Below are 22558 nucleotides of genomic sequence, written 5' to 3'. Positions count from 1 at the left end.
TCCGCCGGTCTGTTCGGGCTGCTTCGATCAGACCCATGATCTTCGGCTGCCCGTGTCCACGGGGCACGGGCGCCAATGAAATTTTCCAAACTCCGCATCGTCGGCTTCAAATCCTTCGTCGAACCGATGGAGTTCATCATCGGCAATGGCCTGACCGGGGTGGTCGGGCCCAATGGTTGCGGCAAGTCCAACCTTGTCGAAGCCTTGCGCTGGGTGATGGGCGAAAACTCCTACAAGAACATGCGTGCGTCCGGCATGGACGACGTCATCTTTTCCGGCAGCCTGAACCGCCCGGCGCGCAACACCGCCGAAGTGACGCTTTACCTGGAAAACCAGGATCGCACGGCACCGGCTGCCTTCAACGATGCCGATGCCCTTGAAGTCAGCCGCCGCATCGAGCGCGAGCAAGGCTCAAACTACAAGATCAACGCCAAGGATGTGCGCGCACGCGACGTGCAGCTGCTGTTCGCGGATGCCTCCACCGGCGCGCGCTCGCCCGCCATGGTGCGTCAGGGCCAGATCGGTGAGCTTATTGCCGCCAAGCCGACCTCCCGCAGGCAGATCCTGGAAGAGGCCGCCGGTATCTCCGGTCTGCATTCGCGCCGGCACGAGGCGGAAATCCGCCTTCGCGCCGCAGAGCAGAACCTGGAGCGGCTGGAGGATGTTCTCGTCCAGATCGACGGCCAGCTCGACAATCTGCGGCGGCAATCGCGTCAGGCGTCCCGTTACCGCAACCTGTCCTCCGAAATTCGCGGAGCGGAAGCCTCGATCCTTTATATCCGCTGGACCGAAGCGCGCGATGCGCTGGGCACGGCCGAAAGCCACTTTGCCGAAGCGCAGAAGCAGGTGAACGAAGCCACGGGTCTGCAGGCCGAAAGTGCGCGCATCCAGGCGATCGCGGCCCACAAGCTGCCGGAACTGCGCGACGACGCTGCCAAGGCGGGCGCCGCGTTGCAGCGGCTGGTGATCGCGCGCAACGAACTGGATGCCGAAGAACGCCGGGTGAAGGAAAAGCTTCAGGACCTGGAGCGCCGTCTGGTGCAATTGGCCGAAGACATCCGCCGCGAACAGTCCATGGTGTCCGAGAACGATGAGGTTCTGGAACGCCTGTCGGAAGAACGTGCGGAGCTGCTGGAAGAAAACGAGATGGTTCATGAGCGCACCGAAAGCGCTCGTGAAAAGGTGGCAGAAGCAGAAGAGGCCGTCGGAACGGTGGAAAGCCAGTTGTCCGATCTGACCGCGGCCGAGGCTCGCGCAACGGCTGAACGCCGTCAGATGGAGCGGGCGGTCGCCGAAAGCCGTCAGCGCTCCGACCGCCTGCTCGCCCAGGCGCAGGACGCCCAGAGGGCGCTTGCTGAAATCAACGAGCGTATGGCCGAACAGGACGGCGTTTCTGAAAACCGGGAAGCGCTGGAAGTGGCCGAGGAGGCCCTTCTGGAGGCCGAGGCGGCGGCGGAAGAAGCGGAGACCGCCACCCGCGAGGCGCGCGAGCAGGAGCAGTCCGCGCGTGGTCCTTTGGGCGATGCCCGCCAGTTGCTGCAGGGGCTCGAGACCGAGGCAAGGACGCTGGAGCAGGTGCTCAACGTCCATTCCGAACAGGATCACACGCCAGTCGTCGAGCAGATCCAGGTGGAACAGGGGTTCGAAACCGCTCTTGGGGCCGCTCTCGGCGAAGACCTTGATGCCTCGCTCGAAGAAGCGGCTGCCGTCCGGTGGGGCGGTGTATTGTCTCATGACGGCGATCCGGCCTTGCCGGGTGGTGCCCGCAGTTTGACCGAAGTGGTGGAAGCCCCCGCCGAACTCAGCCGCCGTTTGCGCCAGATCGGTATCGTCGAGCAGGCAGAAGGTCCAGCTCTGCGCGCGTCTCTGAAACCGGGCCAGTGTCTTGTTTCAGTGGAAGGTGATCTGTGGCGCTGGGACGGCTTCGTGATTGCCGCCAACGCCCCGACACCGGCGGCACAGCGTCTGGCACAGAAGAATCGCCTCGCCGAGCTGGGGGATGAAATCGAACAGGCCCGGCGCGAGCTCGAGGATCGCCAGCAGGCGCTGGAAAGCGCCGCGTCCCGGGTTCGTCAGGCTGCGGAACTTGAGCAACTGGCCAGAGGCAAGGTGCGTGACGGCCAAAGGCAGACGGCTGCCGCGCGTGAGGCTTTGGCCGCAGCGGAAAGGGCTGTCTCGCAATTTGCCGCCAAGCTGGAAGCTGCGCAGGACCGGGCACAGCGTTTGGGAGAAGAGGCTGAGCTGGCACGTGAACAGCTCGCCGAGGCCGAAGAGCGCCTGGAAGAGGCGCCGGACGGAACCAGCTATCGCGACCGCATCGAGGACTTGCAGTCGCAGGTCGCGGCTGCTCGTGGCGCCCTGGCCGAGGCAAGGGCGGTGTCAGAGGGCCTTGCCCGTGAGCAGCAGATGCGCGACCGGCGCCTTGAAGCTATTGCCCGTGAATATGACGGCTGGAAAACCCGTGCCGCCAATGCCGCCCAGCAGATTTCCATTTTGCAGGAGCGGCGTGAGGAGGCGGAAGAAGAACGGGCCGAACTGATCGAGGCGCCGGAAGACATAGAGATCAAGCGCCGCGACCTTTTTTCCGCCATCGCCAAGGCGGAAGAAGAGAAGAAGGCCAAGGACGATCAGCTCCAGCAGGCGGAACTGGATCTCGCCGATGTCGACCGCGCCGCCAAGGCCGCGATGGAAGCGATGGCGGGGGCGCGGGAAGAGAAGATCCGCGCCGAGGAACGCCTTGAGGCTGCCCGCGACCGCAAGCAGAACCTGGAACGGCGGATCGATGAAGATCTGGAAGTGCCGGTGACGGCGCTGCCGGAGATTGCGGGTCTCAAGGAAGGCGCGCCGCTGCCCGATCCGGATGCCATGGAGCGCAAGCTGGAGCGGCTGAAGGCCGAACGCGAACGCCTTGGTGGCGTCAACCTGCGAGCGGAAGAAGAACTGCGCGAAATCGACGATCAGAAGACCACGCTGACCTCGGAACGCGACGACCTGATCGAGGCGATTCGCCGCCTGCGAACGGGCATCTCCAATCTCAACCGCGAGGCGCGGGAACGCCTGCTGGCCTCCTTCGAGGTCGTCAACGGTCATTTCCAGCGCTTGTTTACCCATCTTTTCGGGGGCGGCACCGCCGAATTGCAGCTTGTCGATTCCGACGACCCTCTCGATGCGGGTCTGGAAATCATTGCCCGGCCACCGGGCAAGAAGCCGCAGACCATGACGCTTCTCTCCGGCGGCGAGCAGGCTCTCACTGCTATGTCGCTGATTTTCGCAGTGTTTCTGACCAACCCGGCACCAATCTGCGTGCTCGACGAGGTCGATGCACCGCTGGATGATGCCAACGTGGAGCGCTATTGCGACCTCCTGGACGAGATGGCCAAGAGTACGGAAACCAGATTTGTCGTGATTACGCACAATCCGATCACCATGGCGCGCATGAACCGCCTCTTCGGCGTGACAATGGCCGAGCGCGGTGTTTCCCAGCTTGTTTCGGTCGATCTGGAGACGGCGGAGCGATTCCGCGAAACTGGCTAAGAATGCGTCTGGTGCGGCACTGCCGCGAAAACCTTATGCAACTTAGGTCTGGCCGAATCTGCGTAATCAGAAAAATATGTTATTTTTCAAATGGATAGAGTTTAACGCAGGCTTCTTGACACGGCATGAGGTGCCGACTATGGTGCGCGCGGCTTAGGGGGCTCCCCAGTTGTCGGATCAAGCATGTCGGCGCGAGCTGAGGACTTAAGAACATGTCTTCGCAAAACGGCGATAATGAGGATCGGGTGGTTGGTTCCCCGGAAGCGGGTCTGTCGGAACGGCGGGCTCAATTGAACCGGAAGCTTGACGACATAAGGGTGGTTGAACAAAAGACCGCTCGGAAGTCTCAAAGCAGCTCATCCGGATACGCGCAGGCAATGAAGCTCTCTTCGGAGTTTATCGCCGGTGTGCTGGTGGGGGCCGGGATCGGTTGGGTAGCCGACCAGTGGCTTGGGACGTCGCCTTTCGGGCTGATTGTCTTTCTGCTGCTGGGTTTTGTGGCCGGGGTCTTGAACGTTCTGCGCGCGGCCGGTGTGGTCGAGCAGCCGGATGCCAAGGTCCAGCGCGAAAAAGACGTTCAGAACGACAGATCGAAATAGAATTTGTCGCGCCTTCTGGCGCATTTATATGAACGAGCGAAGAAGGCTGGCCGGTGGCGAACGATCCGATCCATCAGTTCCATATCCAGACGCTATTCCCGATTGAAGTCGGGGGCATGGATTTCTCTTTCACCAACTCTTCGTTGTTCATGGTTTTGACCGTGGCGGCGACGTCTGCTTTCCTGATTTTTTCGACCAGCGGTCGCGGACTTGTTCCGTCCCGTCTGCAGTCGATTTCGGAAATGGCGTATGAGTTTGTAGCCGGAACATTGCGAAGTTCAGCGGGGACGGAGGGCATGCGTTTCTTCCCTCTCGTGTTCTCGCTTTTCATGTTCGTTCTGGTGGCGAACCTTTTCGGGATGTTCCCGTACTTCTTTACCATCACCAGCCACATCATCGTGACCTTCGCCCTGGCGATGCTGGTGATCCTTACAGTGATCATCTACGGCTTCATGAAAAACGGCATGAAGTTCCTCAAGCTCTTCGTCCCGAGTGGCGTGCCGGCGGCACTGATCCCGCTTGTGACCCTGATCGAGGTGATCTCGTTCCTTTCGCGTCCGATCAGCCTGTCCGTTCGTCTTTTTGCGAACATGCTTGCCGGTCACATCACGCTGAAAGTGTTCTCCGGATTCATCGTCAGCCTTAGCGCGATGGGTGCGGTTGGTATCTTCGGATCCATTCTCCCTCTCGGAATGACGGTTGCCCTGACGGCTCTGGAATTCCTGGTCGCGTTCCTGCAGGCATACGTCTTCACCGTTCTGACCTGCATGTATCTGAACGACGCCATTCATCCTTCACACTGAGGGTAACCCAATCACACGGCCTTTGCGCCGCGAGTGAGCAATCTGCAAACACCATTTAGGAGCACGTGTCATGGAAGCAGAAGCAGCAAAATACATCGGTGCCGGTATCGCATGCCTGGGCATGGGCGGCGCAGGCATCGGCCTCGGCAACATTTTCGGTAACTACCTCGCAGGCGCTCTGCGCAACCCGTCCGCTGCTGATGGCCAGTTCGGCCGTCTGATCTTCGGCTTCGCCGTGACGGAAGCTCTGGGCATCTTCTCCCTGCTGGTGGCTCTGATCCTCCTGTTCGCTTAATCGCTAATCCTTAGCGACTATCGATGCGACTCCGGTGGCGGCGCGCTCTAGCGCCGCCCAGCCGGATTTAGGAGACTGGAAATGGCAGGCCAAACTCACTCGACCACAGAAGGCATGCACGAAGCCATAGAAGTGCCGGCCGCAGAGCATGGCGCGGGTTTCCCGCCTTTTGACAGCACCACATTCGCCTCCCAGCTCTTGTGGCTCGCGATCACGTTCGGCGTGTTCTACTGGATCATGAAGAATGTGGCCGTTCCGCGGATTTCAGGCATCCTGGAAGACCGTAGGGACCGTATCGCCGGTGACATTTCCGAAGCCAACCGGCTGAAGGAAGAAACCGACGCTGCGATCGCAGCTTACGAGCAGGCGCTGGCCGAGGCTCGCAACAAGGCTCATGGCATTGCCCATGAGACGCGGACCAAGCTCAAGGCCGACCACGAAGCTCGCCGCGAAAAGGCGGAAGCCGAGCTGAACGGAAAGCTGAAGGCAGCCGAGGCACAGATCGCTGCAACCAAGACTGATGCCCTTTCTCAGATCGGGGATATTGCCGGAGAAACCGCTTCAGCGCTCGTCGAGCAGCTGATGGGCAAAGCTCCGACCAAGACCGACCTGACCAAGGCGCTCAAGTCGGCGATGAACTGAGGAGACCGTCATGGACGCTACATTTTGGGCCCTGATCGGTCTTATCCTGTTCTTCGTCGTGATCATTTACGTCAAGGTTCCGGCCAAGATTAACGGATCACTGGACGAGCGCGCCGAAACAATCCGCAAGGAACTGGAAGACGCACGCAAGATGCGTGAAGAAGCCCAGTCTCTGTTGTCGGAGTATCAGCGCAAGCGTCACGAAGCCGAAAGCGAAGCGGAAGCCATCATTGCAGAAGCCAACTCGGAAGCCGAGCGCCTGACGCTTGAAACGAGCCAGGCTCTGGAAGAAATGATTGCTCGCCGTACCAAGGCCGCGGAAGACAAGATTGCCCAGGCAGAAAGCCAGGCAGTTGCCGAAGTCCGCGCCAAGGCTGCCGACATTGCCGTTGCCGCTGCCGAGGAAATCCTTGCCGCAAAGGTCAAGGACAAAGTCGCCGACGACATCCTCGCCAAGAGCATTGAGCAGGTGAAGGAGCGACTGAACTAAGTTCGGTTTGCTTAGCTGACGAATTGAAGAAGCGGCCTCTCGGGGCCGCTTTTTTGTTGGCGGTTCAAAGTATCCCGATTTCGCAGCCCTGAAGACCCGGGCGAGGATGAAGACAGACTAGCTGGGCTAGCGGCTTCCGGCGGGGCCGCCATCTTCACCCGGTCCCGATTAGTCGCGTTTCGTTCGTGAACCGGCTTCGTCTCGACAAGGTCCGGTTGGCGTCAACTGGCAGAAAGGCTCGGTGCAGACACATCCCAGGTCATGATCAGATTGGGAACAGAGCCGCCTTCGAAGTCGAAGGTCCAGTGTCCCTCCGTAACCATGCCTTGGGCCTCGTAAAACCCGATTGCCTTCCGGTTGCCCTCATAGACGGTCAGAAACAGCTTTGAATGACCAGCGTCGCGCGCAAGGCAGCTTGCAGCCTCCAGAAGTCTGGTGCCCACTCCACGGCCCTGATGATGACGCCGGACGTAAAGAGTTTCGATCTCCGCCGATCCGCATCCGTTCTCGACCGGCCGGGCCTTGAGGTCGAGTTTCAGATATCCGAGCAAACCGACGCTGTTGCGGCAGACAATCAGATGTTTGTCGGGACTTTGAAGCACAGCTGTGAAAACTTGCGGAGCATAGGCCTGGAGTACATGGCTGGCGTAACTGTCGGGAATCCCGTCTGTTGCATAAGTATCCAGCCAGACCTCGATGGAGAGGGCGGCAAGTGCGTTGATATCCGCGGTTCTGGCGCGAGTGATCTCGGAACCGGCATTGGAACTGGTCAATGGCATGGCGATCCTTGTCGTGACGTTCCTCAGGAACCTGCGGCGAGCCTGACCGGCTTGAAGCTGATGCGATGGTGTACCGTCGGGCCATGACGTCCCAGAGCGGCCTGATGTTGCGGCACGCCATAACCCTTGTGCTGGGCAAACCCGTATTCAGGAAAGCTGGCGTCCAGGTGAACCATCATCCTGTCTCGGGTCACCTTGGCGACGATGGAGGCAGCCGCGACGCACAGGCAGCGGCCATCGCCCTTGATCAGCGCCTGTCCGGCCTGTTTCAGGCCATGTGGTACGTCGCGGCCGTCGACCAGAACATAATCGGGAACAAGCGATAGGTGATTGACTGCCCGCACCATGGCCGACAGGGTCGCAGTGCGAATGTTCAGGTCGTCTATCGTGGCCGGTGCGGCGCTGGCGATTGAGACATGGGCCGTTGCAATGATCTGCTCGAAAAGCTCTTCGCGCCGGGTCTCTGACAGTTTTTTGGAATCATTGAGACCATCCGGCATGCGGTCATAGTCAAGGATAACTGCCGCGGTCACGACGGGGCCGGCCCAGGGACCGCGTCCGGCTTCGTCCACGCCGCACAGCCGTCCGCCAAACGCGGCTGCATGCTTGCGTTCAACTGCAAGGTCGGGGCTGTCGGGAAATGCAAGGTCGAATAGGGAGGGGCTGAACGTCATGAGAAGCACCCTGCCGCCGGACAGCGTGTTTCTCAAGATCTCGCGTCAAAAGAGGTCCAATTGCACACCGCCTTTTTGCGGCTGGACGAAGGCCTCGGTGTTGAGTTTCCTGCGTCGCAGATTGAGCCCGAGCCGTTTCGCCGCCAGCGAGAAGCGTTTGGCAATCTGATCGGCATAGGGGCCGCGGCCTCGCATACGCTCGCCCCATTTGGCGTCATAGTCCTTGCCGCCGCGCATGGCGCGGATCAGGTTCATCACATGGCGATACCTGTCCGGTCGCTGTCGCAGCAGCCAGTCGCGAAAGAGCTCCGAGACTTCCAGCGGCAACCGCAGGAGGATATAGGCCACCTCCGTGGCGCCATGTTCGGCGGCTGCCTCCAGCACGTTTTCGATCTCGCTGTCGGTAAGCGCGGGGATCACGGGGGCCATCATCACGGACGTTGGAATTCCGGCGGCCGATAGGGCCCGGACGGCCTCAAGACGTTTGTGCGGGGCAGAGGCACGCGGTTCCATTGCCCGGCAGAGTTTCTTGTCGAGAGTTGTTACCGACAGGGCAACCTTCACCAGATTTCTTTCCGCCAGCCTCGACAGGATGTCGATGTCGCGCGTGACCAGTGCCGACTTGGTGACGATGGCGACCGGATGGGAGCAATTGTCCAGAACCTCCAGAATGTCGCGCATCAGCTTGTAGCTGCGTTCCATCGGCTGGTAGGGGTCGGTGTTGGTTCCGATGGCGATCACGCGCGGCTGGTAGCCGGGCCTGGAGAGCTCACGTTCCAGAAGCTGGGCCGCATTTGGCTTGGCGAACAGCCTCGTTTCAAAATCGAGCCCCGGAGACAGCCCCATGAAGGCGTGGCTCGGCCGGGCGAAGCAATAGATGCAGCCGTGCTCGCAGCCCCGGTAGGGATTGATCGAGCGGTCGAAGGAAATATCCGGAGATTCGTTCCGGGTGATGATCGTCCTGGCGCGTTCTTCCTGGATCTGAGTTTTCAGCGGCGGCAGGTCTTCCAGGCTTTCCCAGCCATCGTCGAAATATTCCCGCGACAGCTTTTCGAACCGTCCGGACGCGTTGATCGCAGCCGCACGGCCACGGCGTCGCTGCTCGGCAACGGTGCGACCATCAGGTACGAGGCCTGCTGCATCGACAGGAACGGATAACTCGTCGGGAGGGCTGAGGGGCACGCGCAAAGGTCCAGGTTACGGGTTGGAACATAACGAGAACATTATCACGGCGCGGACATGATGCAAGATGCCGTTTGCAACGGGTGGTATCGGAGACTGAAAAGACAGTGGACTTCTTGAGCCGCTGAAAATTCAGGAGCCGCTGCGCTCCTGGTGATTTGGCCGTCTGCCAAGGTATTTGACCAGGATCGCGTCCAGCGTGCCATCAGACTGCATTTCGCGAATTGTGGCGTCATACCGGGCAGGCAGGCTCTTGATATCAGGATAGTTCGAGGCTTTGGCGAAGACGTTGTAGTAGGGTTTGGTGATCAGCGGTAGCGGCAGCGTGGCGAGCTGATCCAGCCGTCCGGCCTTCTTCTCCTCGTAGAGCGTGCTGATCGTGTTCATGGGAACCGCATCCACGCGCTTGGCCAGAAGCATGCCGATCTGCAGGGTGTTGTTGGCAACTGTCTGGAAATCGAGACCGGAGTTGAGGAACTCTGGCGTATAGGCAAAGTCCTGTGTGATGCCGATCTGCAGGCCTTTCAGGTCTTCGTAGTCTTCAAAACGGATCGTATCGGCGTCTTCCGCACGGATGAAAAAGCTCCAGCTGATGTCGATGTAGCTTTCTTCCGGATAGATCAGATACTCCGTCCGATCCTGTTTCTTGGAAAACAGAAGCAGCATATCCGCCCGCCCGGCACGGGCTTCCTGCTGGATGCGGGTTCCCGACTCGACAAGCTCAAGAGAGTAGGACAGACCAAGGCGTCGCATGACTTCATCGAGAACCTCGACGTCGATGCCCTTGTAGACACCGTTCTCAAGAAACTTGTAGGGCTCTTCGGGTGTTGCCAGAACGATGAGGTCACGGGCAGAGGCCGCTCCGACCTGTAGAAACAGAGCCAGGACGAGTCCGGCAAGTGCTGCCACAACCCGATCCAGCGTCGGTTTCAGGCGGCTTCCAGCCGAAATTGGCATTTGATCAGGTGTCGTCATCACGCAACTGCACCAGTCCTGGTCGGAGAAACAGTGTTCAGCTTTGGCAAGCACTCTTAAGATAGTATGAAATCCGGTCCTTCCTTTTGCCGGAGACGGCAAATTTCTCAAAAGCCGACAAATGGATACCGATCGACTTCCCGAGGAAGCAACTTTTCGCAGTACCATGACGCCTCGGTGAGAGGTACTGCTACAGCTTTCGCCCGATCTTTTCTTTTCATGCAACCAAAGTAGACATTCCCCCACGATATATATCACGATGGTTGGTGCTCGATTATTGGAGTTTGTTAAGAACCCGAACAAAAAACAGCTCCCGCTTCGCTGGCGACACTCGCACTTTGGAAAAAATCATGTAAAACTTGAATTCATGATTAGCGTCATCATTGCGACAAGAAATTCCGAAACCGAGCTCGTTCACGCGCTTTCGGCCCTGGTGCCGGCAGCGGCAGAGGGCGTCATCCGCGAAGTTATCGTGGTTGACGGCGGATCATCGGACCATACTGAGAAAGTTGCCGACGCTGCCGGATGTGTCTGGGTCAACCGAGGCAATGCATCCCGCAGCGAACGCCTTGCCTATGGCGCCTCGATGGCAAGCCGGGGGGACTGGCTGCTGTTTCTGCGGCCTGAAACGCTTCTGGAAAGCGGTTGGCATCATGAAGCCCAGGCATTTACCGAACGGGCGGCCCGTGCACCAAACGGCCCGCGTACGGCGGCCAGCTTCCGGCTTCGCTACGAAGCCTTTGGCCTGAGTGCGCGGGTAAGCGAGTCATTCGCGGCCTTGCGGTCTCAATTGCTCGGTATGCCCTACGGCAACCAGGGCCTCCTGATTTCCCGGCAGTTTTATCAGAAGCTCGGCGGCCATCGGCCATTGCCCGAACTGGAAGACCTCGACATCGCCAAGCGTATCGGGCGCGGGCGGATGGTATTCCTGCGTGCAGCTGCCGTTTCATCCGGCGCACCGGAGCGGGAAGGCGTTGTCTCGAGATTCCGCCAGGCGTTTGCACGCTTCTGCGTTGGCACCTTGCGCATTCCGGCAAGTGTTGCCGTCAAGCTGCACGGCTGAAAAGGGCGCTACAAGGTTCTGGACGGACACGCTCTTTTTCGGTGTGGTGGTGGCGATCACGCCTCCCGCAGCTTGCCGCGCTTCAGGTGCTCGTCGAGCCGGGGCATGATCTCCACGAAATTGCAGGGCATGTGGCGGTAGTCCAGCTGCCATTTCAAGATGCCGTCCCAGGCATCCTTGCAGGCTCCCGGTGATCCGGGCAGCACGAAAATGTAGGTTGCTCCGGCGACGCCGCCAGTTGCGCGGGACTGGATCGTGGAGGTGCCGATCTTGTCGTAGGAGATCCGGTGAAAGACCTCTGAAAAGCCGTCCATGCGTTTTTCGAACAGGGGTTCCATCGCTTCCGGCGTCACGTCCCGCCCGGTAAAGCCGGTACCGCCGGTCGAGATGATTACATCCACGCCCTTGTCCGAAATCCAGTCTTTGACCACTGCCTGAATGGCGGGAACGTCATCGGTAACGATCTGCCTGTCGGCAAGCACGTGGCCGGCCTTTTCGATCCGGTCTGCCAGCGTGTTGCCGGACCGATCTTCCTCCAGCTTGCGCGTGTCCGAAACCGTCAGCACGGCAATATTGAGCGGAATGAACGGACGGCTTTCATCGAGACGGGACATGGTGAACTCCTTTGCTCTCCAGACATAGGCGATAGCCCCATCTGCTTCCAGAGGCAGCAAGCAAACTGTCACGGTAAATCGACCTTGAAATAAAATTACAAAAAATAACAAGATTGAGACACTTGCAAAAAATTTAGGTCAGTATTATTGACTTAAATAACCAATCCAAAATGCAATGAGCCAACGATGACAACCTGGGAAAGCCTTTACGCCCGACGCGCCAGCCGCATGCGTGCTTCGGAAATCCGCGAACTCCTGAAACTTCTGGACCAACCGGATGTGATCAACTTCGCCGGCGGTATTCCCGATCAGGCCCTTTTTCCTGCGGACGCGTTCAAGGCGGCTTATCAGGAAATTCTGGCGGGACCGGATGCTGGTCGTGCGCTGCAATACGGCATGAGCGAGGGCAGCGCCCGCCTGCGCAACTGGATCGTCAGCCACATGCGCCGCCTCGGTGTCGATTGCGGGCCGGAGAATATTCTGGTGACGTCCGGGTCTCAGCAGGGGCTTGATTACATAGGCAAACTGTTCCTGACCGAAGGCGACACCGCGCTGGTGCAGTGGCCGACCTATCTGGGTGCGTTGCAGGCGTTCAATGCATATGAGCCTGCCTATGACCGGCTGGACCCGGGTGCCAATCGTCCGGCAGAGGACTATGCGGCCACGGCGCGCGAAAAGGGCGGACGGATCAAGTTCGCCTATCTCTCTCCCGATTTTGCCAACCCGACCGGCCTGACGGTGGATCTGGCTGAGCGAAAGCGTCTGCTGGCGCTGGCCGGCGAACTCTCCTGTGCGGTCATCGAGGATTCTCCCTACGAGGCACTGCGCTATGACGGCGAGCCGCTGCCGCCGATGCTGGCACTGGATTGCGAAGCGTCCGGCGGGATCAACAACGCCCGTACGCTGTATTGCGGCAGCTTTTCCAAGTCGCTCTCGCCTGGATTGCGCCTTGGCTGGATCTGCGCTGCCGCTGACGTCATTTCCAGGCTGGTGCTGATCAAGCAGGCGAGCGATCTGAACTCGCCGGTGCTTAACCAGGAAGCCATGGCCCGGGTCGCTGAAAATGTCTTTCAGCAGCACACCGCAAAGACGAATGCAGTCTACAAGGCGCGCCGCGATGCAATGCTGGCCGCGCTGGAACGGCACATGCGGGCAGGCGTTAGCTGGACCCGGCCGGAAGGAGGCATGTTCGTCTGGATGACCCTGCCTGAAGGGCTGGACGCAGCCGCGCTGCTTGAGACCTCCATCGAAACGGTGCGGGTCGCCTTCGTGCCCGGCCGCGCTTTCCATCCGGACGGCACCGGGGCAAACACCCTGCGGCTCAGCTTCTCCTGCAACGACTATCAGAAAATCGAAGAAGGTATTTCAAGGCTGGGCCGCTTGATTACCGAAACTGTCACGTCCAAGTTGTAGGTCCTTCGAGGGAAGAAGCAGGGGCGGGTGTTGGAGCCGATGGCGCTGACCGACAAGCTGGACAATTATTGTGAGCGGGTTGGGCCGGAGTTCTGGTCCGAACCGCTCAATGCGCTCACCAATGCGGCATTCCTGATCGCTTCCATCGCCGGCTACATGCTCTGGCGTCGCAAGACACCGGATGATCTCTTTGCCCTCTCACTGATCGGCATCGTGTTCGTGACCGGCATCGGGTCGTTCCTGTTCCACACCTTTGCGACACGATGGGCGAGCCTTGCCGATGTCATACCGATCGCACTGTTCATCCATGTCTATCTCTATGCCGCACTGAACCGGTTTCTGGGGCTGTCCTGGTGGGCAGCACTCGGGGTCGTGATCGTGTTTTTTGCCGCAACGCCTTTCGCCGGTCGGGCGGTTGCGCCGCTGCTGGGGTCATCTGCGGGCTACGTGCCTGCGCTGTTGGCGATCTTCGTGGTCGGTGGGCTGTTCGTTCGTAAAAATGTGCGCCTTGGGCGTGAGGTGCTGCTGACGGGTGTCATCTTTGCGCTGTCGCTGACATTCCGGACGCTGGATGGTCCGGTCTGCACGCAGTTTGCCATCGGCACACATTTCCTGTGGCATATCCTGAACGGGTTCGTACTGTTTTTGTTATTACGGGTTCTCATCAGGCAGCGCGCCGGTTAAATCACACAGAGTAATCATAAACATTGCAGATCATCGTCGCGGACAGCCCGCAGAGCTTTGCAGAACAACAATATGACCTTAGGGAAGAGGCAGGAGACAGGGACCGTCATGAGCGACAACAACAAGAGCGGAAGTGATCTGACCGAGGCGGCCCTGTTCTATCACGAGCATCCGCGACCCGGTAAACTGGAGATCCAGGCGATCAAGCCGCTGGGCAACCAGCGCGACCTGGCACTGGCCTATTCTCCTGGCGTTGCCGCGCCCTGTCTTGCGATTGCCGACAATCCGGCTCTGGCCGCCAACTACACCTCGCGCGGCAATCTGGTGGCGGTCATTTCAAACGGCACGGCAGTGCTCGGCCTCGGCAATATCGGCCCGCTGGCGTCCAAGCCGGTGATGGAAGGCAAGGCGGTCCTTTTCAAGAAATTCGCCGGTATCGACGTCTTCGATATCGAAGTGGCCCAGACAGACGTTGAAAAGTTCGTCGATGCCGTTGCTGTTCTGGAGCCGACGTTCGGCGGCATCAATCTGGAAGACATCAAGGCACCCGAATGCTTCATGATTGAATCGAAGCTTCGGGAGCGAATGAACATTCCGGTCTTTCACGACGATCAGCACGGCACGGCAATCATCGTCGGCGCGGCGGTTCGCAACGGGCTGGACCTGGCCGGCAAGAAGATCGAAGAAGCCAAGATCGTTGCTTCTGGCGCGGGCGCGGCAGCGCTAGCCTGCCTCAACATGCTGGTTTCGCTCGGTGCAAAGCGCGAGAATATCTGGGTTACGGATATCGAAGGTGTCGTCTATGAAGGCCGAGAGGCGCTGATGGACGAATGGAAGGCGATCTTTGCCCAGAAGACGGATCTCCGCTCTCTCGATCAGGTGATCGAAGGGGCCGATGTCTTTCTGGGGCTCTCCGCCGCCGGTGTTCTGAAGCCGAGCATGGTGGAAAAGATGGGCAAGGGCCCGCTGATCCTGGCCCTGGCCAATCCCAATCCGGAAATCATGCCGGAAGACGCGAAGGCCGCCCGAGATGACGTTGTCATGTGTACCGGACGGTCCGACTATCCGAACCAGGTCAACAACGTCCTGTGCTTCCCCTATATCTTCCGCGGTGCCCTCGATGTCGGGGCGACCACCATCAACGAGGAAATGAAGCGGGCAGCCGTCGAAGCCATTGCCGGGCTTGCGCGTGAAGAGCCGTCGGACGTCGCGGCACGCGCCTATGGCGGCAAGACCGAAACCTTCGGCCCCAACTACCTGATCCCGTCGCCTTTCGACCAGCGTCTGATCCTGCGCATTGCCCCGGCTGTCGCCAAGGCTGCCATGGCAACTGGTGTCGCCACGCGCCCAATCGAGGATTTCACCGCCTACAAGGATCGGCTGAACCGCTTCGTCTTCCGTTCCGGCCTCATCATGAAGCCGATCATCCAGAACGCCAGCAAGGATCCGAAGCGGATCATCTACGCGGAAGGCGAGGACGAGCGCGTGCTTCGTGCCGCCCAGGTACTGATCGAGGACAATATCGCCAAGCCGATCCTGGTCGGCCGTCCGGATGTGTTGCAACAGCGCTGCGAACGCTTCGGCCTGCGCATCCGCCCGGACATCGATTTCGAATTCATCAACCCGCAGGACGACCCGCGCTATCGCGACTATGTCGATGAATATTTCGAGTGTGTCGGCCGCCAGGGCATGCCGCCCAACGCGGCGCGCACGGTCGTGCGAACCAACACAACCGTGATTTCGGCCCTCGCGGTGCGCCGCGGCGACGCCGATGCGGTCATCTGCGGCCTGGAAGGCCGGTTCATCCGCCATCTGCGCGACATCAAGCAGGTGATCGGCATTTGCGAAACGGCCCGGGATCTTTCGGCCATGTCGCTGCTGATCAACTCGCAAGGCGCGGTGTTCCTGTCGGATACCTTCGTTACCGAGGACCCGACCGCGGAAGAGATCTCCGAGATGGCAAGCCTTGCCGCCGAAGAAATCCGCCGCTTCGGCATCGAACCGAAGATCGCCTTGCTGTCGCTGTCCAACTTCGGTTCCCGCGACACAGCGTCCTCACGCAAGATGCGCGAAGCGCTGGAATTGATCTGGAAGCGACATCCGGAGCTGGAAGTCGACGGCGAAATGCATGGCGACAGCGCGCTCAGCGTCGATCTGCGCGAACGGGTGATGCCGGGCAGCAAGCTGAAGGGGGAGGCCAACCTGTTGCTATTCCCGAATCTCGACGCGGCAAACATCGCCCACAACCTGCTGAAAGTCTCGACCCAGGCGCTCCATGTCGGTCCGATCCTTCTGGGAACTGCCAAACCGGCGCATATCCTGACGCCGTCGGTCACCTCGCGCGGTGTGGTGAACATGTCGGCGCTTGCCAGCGTCGAAGCGCAGACCCGGTCCGCCGGATAAGTCCTGCTTCAAATCGCGCCTTCTATTGATCATGGCGGACCGGTACAACCGGTCCGCTTTTCCATTTTGAAACGGCTTGCCATGACCTGTGTGAAACAGCCCGCCGACTGCGCCAGCAAAACGGACATCCGGACCGCCATCGATGCGCTTGACGAGGAACTCTTGCAGCTCTTTGCCCGTCGCCAGGGGTATGTCCGCCGCATGGCGGATTTGAAACGACATCCTGACGAGGCTTTTGACCATCACCGGATCGAAACCATGGTGGCAGCCCTCAAGGACAGAGCGGAAGAACTTGGCCTGGAAGGCGAACAGGCGGAGGCGGTCTGGCGAACGCTGATCGACTGGAATGTGGCCTTTGAAAAGCGCACGATTGCTGCGCGACTAAACGCGCCGCAAAGCGAGCCGTCCAAAGCAGGCTCCGATTTTTAAGACCTTTCCGGGTTTTCGAGGCGGCTCAAGCTCCTACCTATCAGGTCGTCTGGATTACCTGTGGAGCCCTCATGACCCTGAATGCGTATCTTCTTCCGCGACTGGCCGCCCTGGCGGCAGCGCTTGTCCTGCCGGTCACCCCGGCTGCGATGGCGCAGTCCTCCGTCCAGCTTGAAACCGTCGCAGCCGGATTGTCCCATCCCTGGAGCGTCGCCTTTCTTCCGCAGGAGGGCTACCTGGTGACGGAGCGGAATGGCGGTATCAAGCACATTGATCCATCCGGCACGCAAAGCCAGGTCTCCGGCGGTCCTGAAGTGTTTGCGCAGGGGCAGGGGGGGCTGCTTGATGTTGTGCTCAGTCCGGACTTTGCCACCGACCGCACAGTTTTTCTCACCTTTTCGCAAGGGTCTCCCGAAGGTGCCGGCACGTCGCTGTTCAGGGCAAGGCTCTCCGATGCCTTTGAGGGAGGCTTTGCGCTGGAAGACGGGGAGACCATCTTTTCCGGCAACAACAAGGCATTTGGCGGCCGTCATTTCGGCTCTCGTCTTGCCTTTGCTCCCGACGGCAACCTGTTCATGACGGTGGGCGAACGGGGAGACGGCGAGCGCGCGCAAGATCCGTCAGACCATGCGGGCTCTGTATTGCGCCTGACACGGGACGGCCAGCCAGCTCCGGGCAATCCCTTTGTCGGACAGGAGGGTCGCAAGCCGGAAATCTGGTCCTATGGGCATCGCAATCCCCAGGCAGCCGCAATCCATCCCCTGACAGGAGTGCTCTGGACAGTCGAGCATGGAGCCCGTGGTGGTGACGAGATCAACATTCCCGAGGCCGGGAAGAATTATGGCTGGCCGGTGATTTCCTATGGCCGCCACTACTCGGGTTCAAAGATCGGCGAAGGCACCGCGAAAGAGGGGATGGAACAGCCGATACACTATTGGGATCCATCCATCGCTCCGTCCGGCATGGCCTTTGTCACCAGTGATCGTTATCCCGATTGGCAAGGCGACCTGCTGGTCGGCGCTCTGGCCGGGCGGCATCTGGCTCGCATCGACCTGCAGGATGGCAGGGTCGTTGGTGAGGAAAAACTGCTGACGGACCTGAACGAACGGATCCGCGATGTGCGTCAGGGGCCGGACGGTTATCTCTATGTCCTGACCGACAGCAACGATGGCAGGCTGCTCCGTCTGCAGCCCTGAGACTGGTCGATCTTTTTGAGCTTTAAGCGCTTTTGCGGCTTCTGTGCTTGACATTTCAGCCTTTCCCGACGATATACCGCAGTGCAACCGCTGCCGCGTGAGCAGAGAGTGCGCCCCGGACAAGAACAGATTCTTGGCGGGCAGTCGCAAGAGGGTTGCCACTTAAAGAACCCAATGAGGGGTTCAACCAGTTCCCATTTCACGCGAGGGTCTGGCGGCAAAGGGACCGTGTAGCGATGGCTGCCGGCTGTGCCGCACTCCAACTTCAAACCGCACCGTCGCTGACGTGCGGTTGAACAAGCGTTTGTTTTCGCTTGAACCAAGGATTTTATATTGACCGACTTTCAAAGCCTGGGACTCTCCAATGGCCTCGTAACTGCCGTTGCCGAGAATGGCTATGACGCTCCGACGCCGATCCAGCTAAAAGCTATTCCGTTGATTCTGGAAGGCCGCGACCTGATGGGTCTGGCGCAGACCGGCACGGGCAAAACGGCGGCATTCGGCCTGCCGCTGATCGATCGGCTTCTGATCGACAACAAAAGAGCGGCCCCCAAGGGCACGCGGGCGCTGATTCTGGCGCCGACCCGCGAACTGGTAAACCAGATCGCCAAGAACCTGATTTCCTTCCTGAAACATACACCGCTGCGGGTCTCCTCCGTGGTTGGCGGTGTTTCCATCAACGGCCAGATCAAGCGGCTCTCGAAGGGAACCGACATTCTGGTCGCCACGCCTGGTCGTCTGCTCGACCTGGTCGACCGCGAAGCGATCAATCTGCGCACCGCGTCCTATCTGGTGCTCGACGAAGCCGACCAGATGCTCGATCTCGGCTTCATTCATGCCCTGCGCCGCATCGCCGGTCTGGTGGCCGACAAGCGGCAGACGCTGCTGTTCTCTGCCACCATGCCGAAGCAGATCAACGAACTGGCGCAGTCGTATCTGCGCAACCCGGAGCGAGTCGAAGTCGCCCCGACCGGCAAGACCGCGGACAAGGTCACCCAGTCCGTCCATTTCATGGACAAGACCGTGAAGGGCGACTTCCTGGTCGATCAGCTTCGCGACAAGCCGGACGGGCTTTCCCTGGTGTTCTGCCGGACCAAGCACGGTGCCGAGCGGCTGATGCGCAAGCTGGCCCATTCCGGTATTTCCGCGGGCTCGATCCACGGCAACAAGAGCCAGAATCAACGCGATCGCGCGATCAAGGATCTGCGTGACGGCACGATCAATGTGCTTGTGGCAACCGACGTTGCTGCCCGCGGCATCGATATTCCAGGTGTCAGCCACGTCTATAACTTCGAGCTGCCGGAAGTTGCTGAAGCCTACGTTCACCGGATCGGCCGTACGGCTCGTGCCGGTGCGGAAGGCGAGGCGATTGCCCTGTGTGCTCCGGAAGAAATCGGGCTTTTCCGTCAGATCGAAAAACTGATCGGCATCGAGATCACCGTGGCAGGCGGCGAAATTCCGCCGATGTCTGCGGCAACCGGGCGTGCCAAGCGTGGTGGAAGCCGGACCGGCAACGGTAACAGCAAGCCGGGCGGCAAGAAGCCCTTCCGCAAGCAGTCGTCTTCCAGCGCCAACGACAACGCGTCCGAGAGCAGGCGTCCTCCGCGCCGTCGTCGTCAGAACACGCGCAGAGACGCCGCCTGACGTCTGGCGACGCAAATCCAAGTCATTTCGATATGAAAAGAAATTGCACCGGGAAGTGGCCTTCCCGGTGCCGAACCTTGTGGTCGATGGGTTTCAGCACTGTTGACCAGCACTGAATGAAATTGGTGGAAGAACCGCCGGATCAGAACCAGAACCGCCGCAGCCTGGCTATGACCCTGCTTACCTCCTGTCCACAAGGCATCCAGCCGCTTGCGCGGCTCGATCTCGTTAATCTTTCGGGAAGCCCGCGGGATATCCGCGAAGAACTTACAGGAAGCCGCCAAGATTTTGGCGGACTGCCACAAATTTGCCCCGTTGAAGTAAACGTAAATTAACCAACGCAAGACTGCAATCACAACCGGTTGGTTGCCTTTTGGTATGTGGATAAACAAATTCGTCAGTGATTACAGTTGGTTGACGATGTGGTAGTGCTGCGGCCGCGAGGTGGCTTATCAATTTCTGGTAGAGCTGCAGGTCTGGCGCTTAAAATAAGCGCTTAGATTTCAAAGAATTGGCACGTTCATTTTCTTTATCTATTGTTATATAGAAAAAATTTATGGCCCGGAATTGTCTGGAGATTTTCCCTATAGCCTTGTTTGAAAAGGGAAAAAACTGACAATAGTTATACTGTAAATTCTCGCGAGGCGTCGATTGGCTTTTCGACTCGTTGCTGCGACTACCAGACTATCGGCAGGTCGGGATCACGAGCGCCCTTGAAATTTGACCAAGTGGTATAATTTTGTCTTCTGGAGCCATAACAAGTTTTTATTCAGGGTATTATTTATTTGACCTTGCCGTAGGGGGAGTTTATTCCGGCGCCATCACGGGTTTGGTTAACAGAATTAAACAAATCGAAACCCGAAAAAAAATCCAGATCATCTCTGGGACAAAAGTGCACGCTGGCTCCATCGGGACCAACGACCCCATAAGAATTGCCCGTTGTTAATACGGGTTACGAACTTGTGGCGCGGGCAAGCGCGCAGCGGCAAGCGGAGCAGCATGACTGCTCGGCTCCGTCTGCTCGTTTGACAACCGCAACAGGCTGGACCCCCACAACCGCCGGCCTGATTACGACCCATCGGCCGCAAGACTGCAGCACCGGAAAGGTTTCCTTTCCGGTGCTGTTCGTTTTTCAAGGCATAAAAAAACCACGGGTTTCCCCGTGGCTTTTACTGCTTTCCGGTCTGGCAGCGTTACATGTTCGGATAGTTCGGGCCGCCGGAGCCTTCCGGAACCGTCCAGGTGATGTTGCCGTTCGGGTCCTTGATGTCACAGGTCTTGCAGTGGACGCAGTTCTGCGCGTTGATCTGGAACCGCGGCGCATCTTCGCCTTCCTCGATCCATTCATAAACGCCGGCCGGGCAATAGCGGTTGGACGGACCCGCAAAAACGTCGTGCTCCGAGCGCTTCTGCAGTGCCTCGTCCTTCACCTTCAGGTGGATCGGCTGATCTTCTTCGTGGTTCGTGTTGGAGAGGAACACGGAAGACAGCTTGTCGAAGGAGACGACGCCATCGGGCTTCGGATAGTCGATCTTCTTGCAGTCCTTGGCCGGTTTGAGCGTATCTGCGTCCCTCTTGCCGTGTTTCATCGTGCCGAAGAAAGAGAAGCCGAACAGCTCGTTGGTCCACATGTCGAGCCCGCCAAGGGCGATGCCGATTGCTGTGCCGAATTTCGACCACAGCGGCTTGGCATTGCGGACGCGCCACAGGTCCTTGCCGATCGGGCTGTCCCGCCAGGCGGTGTCGTAACTGGTGAGTTCGTTGTGCGCCTCACCGCGACCGATCGCCGCCATGACTTCCTCTGCCGCCAGCATGCCGGACAGCATCGCGTTGTGGGATCCCTTGATCCGCGGCACGTTGACGAAGCCTGCGGAACAGCCCATCAGCAAACCGCCGGGGAAGGACAGTTTCGGAACGGACTGGAAGCCCCCTTCGGTAATGGCCCGGGCACCATAGGAAATGCGCTTGCCGCCTTCAAAGGTATCGCGGATAGCCGGATGGGTCTTGAAGCGCTGGAACTCGTCGAAGGGAGACAGCCAGGGGTTTTCGTAGTTGAGGTGAAGGACGAAGCCGACGGCCACCTGATTGTCTTCCAGGTGATACAGGAACGAACCGCCACCGGTCTTGCCGTCGAGCGGCCAGCCGAAGGAGTGCTGCACGAGGCCAAGCCGGTGCTTTTCCGGATCGATCTGCCACAACTCCTTGATGCCAATGCCGAACTTCGGAACGTCGCTGTCCTTGTCGAGATCGAATTTCTCGATGAGCTGCTTGGCCAGAGAGCCGCGCGCGCCTTCACCGATCAATGTGTATTTGCCGCGCAGCTCCATGCCGCGCGTGAACATGGCATTGGGCTTGCCGTCCCGGCCGATACCCATGTCACCCGTTGCTACGCCAACCACGTTGCCGTTGTCGTCATAGAGAATTTCGGCGGCGGCAAAGCCTGGATAGATTTCAACGCCGAGCGCTTCCGCCTTCTCCGCGAGCCAGCGGCAGACGTTTCCGAGCGAGACAATGTAGTTGCCGTGGTTGTTCATCAGCTTGGGCATGAACATGTTCGGCAGACGCATGGACCCTGCCGGCCCCAGCACGAGGAAATGGTCGTCGGTGACCGCTGTCTTGATGGGGGTGTCTTCTTCGCGCCATTCGGGAAGCAGCTTGTCGAGGGCGATCGGATCGATCACGGCGCCGGAGAGAATATGCGCACCGACCTCGGATCCTTTTTCCAATACGACGACGCTCAGCTCTTCGCCCTTGTCATTGGCGATCTGTTTCAACCGGATCGCGGCTGCAAGTCCCGCAGGCCCTGCGCCGACGATCACAACATCCACATCCATGCTTTCGCGTTCGCCAAGCGCTTCTTGTTCGCTCATCTTTTTCTCCCTCCGCCCAAAGGGCAATTCCTGCGCCGCCAGGTGCTCAATTCAAATGAATCAGCGTATGGATAACGGCTGATGCCCAATTGTCAGAGCAACTTAACTGCGTCCGTTCGAACACAGCGCCAATTAGCCCTTACCGCCTATTTGCCCCATTTTGCAGCGCAAAACACGACATTTTTCACCGGCAATTGCGAAATCTGGCTGCAATTCCTTCAGTTGGGCACCAGATAGACCAAAGCAGGCTTGAGGCGTCAAGTGCAAAG

General features: G+C 59.3%; 20 protein-coding genes. 13 read left to right on the top strand and 7 right to left on the bottom strand.

Annotation, left to right across the window (positions count from 1 at the left end; all coding sequences use genetic code 11):
• Positions 1 to 75 precede the first annotated feature (75 nt).
• From smc to ACYQ54_RS14440, 6 genes are all read left to right on the top strand, one after another.
• Complete coding sequence (gene smc / locus ACYQ54_RS14465; RefSeq protein WP_460083433.1) at positions 76 to 3534, top strand: chromosome segregation protein SMC; 3459 nt, start codon at positions 76 to 78, stop codon at positions 3532 to 3534.
• A 212-nt stretch (positions 3535 to 3746) separates the two neighbouring features.
• Positions 3747 to 4133, top strand: coding sequence for an AtpZ/AtpI family protein (locus tag ACYQ54_RS14460; RefSeq protein ID WP_460083431.1), 387 nt, complete (start codon positions 3747 to 3749; stop codon positions 4131 to 4133).
• A 53-nt stretch (positions 4134 to 4186) separates the two neighbouring features.
• Complete coding sequence (locus tag ACYQ54_RS14455; RefSeq protein WP_460083429.1) at positions 4187 to 4936, top strand: F0F1 ATP synthase subunit A; 750 nt, start codon at positions 4187 to 4189, stop codon at positions 4934 to 4936.
• Positions 4937 to 5006: 70 nt separating this feature from the next.
• Positions 5007 to 5231, top strand: coding sequence for a F0F1 ATP synthase subunit C (locus tag ACYQ54_RS14450; protein WP_006935776.1), 225 nt, complete (start codon positions 5007 to 5009; stop codon positions 5229 to 5231).
• Positions 5232 to 5312: 81 nt separating this feature from the next.
• A complete protein-coding gene (locus tag ACYQ54_RS14445; RefSeq protein WP_460083427.1) occupies positions 5313 to 5873 on the top strand; it encodes a F0F1 ATP synthase subunit B in 561 nt (186 codons plus the stop codon).
• Positions 5874 to 5883: 10 nt separating this feature from the next.
• Positions 5884 to 6363, top strand: coding sequence for a F0F1 ATP synthase subunit B family protein (locus tag ACYQ54_RS14440; protein ID WP_460083425.1), 480 nt, complete (start codon positions 5884 to 5886; stop codon positions 6361 to 6363).
• A 221-nt stretch (positions 6364 to 6584) separates the two neighbouring features.
• Here ACYQ54_RS14440 and ACYQ54_RS14435 read toward each other — a convergent pair whose 3' ends face one another.
• From ACYQ54_RS14435 to ACYQ54_RS14420, 4 genes are all read right to left on the bottom strand, one after another.
• On the bottom strand, positions 6585 to 7142 hold the full coding sequence (locus ACYQ54_RS14435; protein WP_460083424.1) for an N-acetyltransferase family protein: 558 nt from the start codon (positions 7140 to 7142) through the stop codon (positions 6585 to 6587).
• Between the two features lie 23 nt (positions 7143 to 7165).
• On the bottom strand, positions 7166 to 7816 hold the full coding sequence (locus ACYQ54_RS14430) for a ribonuclease HII (protein ID WP_460083422.1): 651 nt from the start codon (positions 7814 to 7816) through the stop codon (positions 7166 to 7168).
• A 45-nt stretch (positions 7817 to 7861) separates the two neighbouring features.
• On the bottom strand, positions 7862 to 8998 hold the full coding sequence (locus tag ACYQ54_RS14425) for a PA0069 family radical SAM protein (RefSeq protein WP_460083421.1): 1137 nt from the start codon (positions 8996 to 8998) through the stop codon (positions 7862 to 7864).
• Positions 8999 to 9130: 132 nt separating this feature from the next.
• The gene (locus tag ACYQ54_RS14420; protein ID WP_460083419.1) at positions 9131 to 9955 is read right to left on the bottom strand and encodes a substrate-binding periplasmic protein; all 825 of its coding nucleotides are present in this window, start codon (positions 9953 to 9955) and stop codon (positions 9131 to 9133) included.
• A gap of 385 nt (positions 9956 to 10340) precedes the next feature.
• Between ACYQ54_RS14420 and ACYQ54_RS14415 the strand changes: the two genes are divergently transcribed.
• Positions 10341 to 11036, top strand: a complete 696-nt coding sequence (locus tag ACYQ54_RS14415; protein ID WP_460083418.1) for a glycosyltransferase — start codon at positions 10341 to 10343, stop codon at positions 11034 to 11036.
• 56 nt (positions 11037 to 11092) lie between these two features.
• Here the strand turns inward: ACYQ54_RS14415 and moaB are convergent, their stop codons facing one another.
• Positions 11093 to 11650, bottom strand: a complete 558-nt coding sequence (gene moaB / locus ACYQ54_RS14410) for a molybdenum cofactor biosynthesis protein B (RefSeq protein ID WP_460083416.1) — start codon at positions 11648 to 11650, stop codon at positions 11093 to 11095.
• A 186-nt stretch (positions 11651 to 11836) separates the two neighbouring features.
• Here moaB and ACYQ54_RS14405 point away from each other — a divergent pair, with 186 nt between their 5' ends.
• From ACYQ54_RS14405 to ACYQ54_RS14380, 6 genes are all read left to right on the top strand, one after another.
• On the top strand, positions 11837 to 13063 hold the full coding sequence (locus ACYQ54_RS14405) for an aminotransferase-like domain-containing protein (protein WP_460083414.1): 1227 nt from the start codon (positions 11837 to 11839) through the stop codon (positions 13061 to 13063).
• Between the two features lie 39 nt (positions 13064 to 13102).
• Positions 13103 to 13747: a ceramidase domain-containing protein gene (locus ACYQ54_RS14400; RefSeq protein WP_460083412.1), complete on the top strand. Its 645-nt coding sequence runs from the start codon at positions 13103 to 13105 to the stop codon at positions 13745 to 13747.
• 108 nt (positions 13748 to 13855) lie between these two features.
• The gene (locus ACYQ54_RS14395; protein ID WP_460083410.1) at positions 13856 to 16150 is read left to right on the top strand and encodes an NADP-dependent malic enzyme; all 2295 of its coding nucleotides are present in this window, start codon (positions 13856 to 13858) and stop codon (positions 16148 to 16150) included.
• Between the two features lie 81 nt (positions 16151 to 16231).
• Entirely contained in the window at positions 16232 to 16579 is a 348-nt protein-coding gene (locus ACYQ54_RS14390; RefSeq protein WP_460083408.1) for a chorismate mutase, read from the top strand.
• 71 nt (positions 16580 to 16650) lie between these two features.
• Positions 16651 to 17775 carry a PQQ-dependent sugar dehydrogenase gene (locus tag ACYQ54_RS14385; protein WP_460083406.1) on the top strand — a complete coding sequence of 375 codons (1125 nt, stop codon included), beginning with the start codon at positions 16651 to 16653 and terminating at the stop codon, positions 17773 to 17775.
• A 333-nt stretch (positions 17776 to 18108) separates the two neighbouring features.
• Positions 18109 to 19419, top strand: coding sequence for a DEAD/DEAH box helicase (locus tag ACYQ54_RS14380; protein ID WP_460083404.1), 1311 nt, complete (start codon positions 18109 to 18111; stop codon positions 19417 to 19419).
• Here ACYQ54_RS14380 and ACYQ54_RS14375 read toward each other — a convergent pair.
• Both ACYQ54_RS14375 and ACYQ54_RS14370 read right to left on the bottom strand, forming a co-directional pair.
• The gene (locus ACYQ54_RS14375; protein ID WP_460083402.1) at positions 19392 to 19763 is read right to left on the bottom strand and encodes a hypothetical protein; all 372 of its coding nucleotides are present in this window, start codon (positions 19761 to 19763) and stop codon (positions 19392 to 19394) included. The two genes, ACYQ54_RS14380 and ACYQ54_RS14375, sit on opposite strands and share 28 nt — an antisense overlap.
• 849 nt (positions 19764 to 20612) lie before the next feature.
• On the bottom strand, positions 20613 to 22289 hold the full coding sequence (locus ACYQ54_RS14370; RefSeq protein WP_460083401.1) for an electron transfer flavoprotein-ubiquinone oxidoreductase: 1677 nt from the start codon (positions 22287 to 22289) through the stop codon (positions 20613 to 20615).
• Positions 22290 to 22558: the final 269 nt, after the last annotated feature.

The sequence above is a fragment of the Roseibium sp. LAB1 genome, from assembly GCF_054658235.1.
This window is presented reverse-complemented; position numbering and strand designations above follow the sequence as displayed.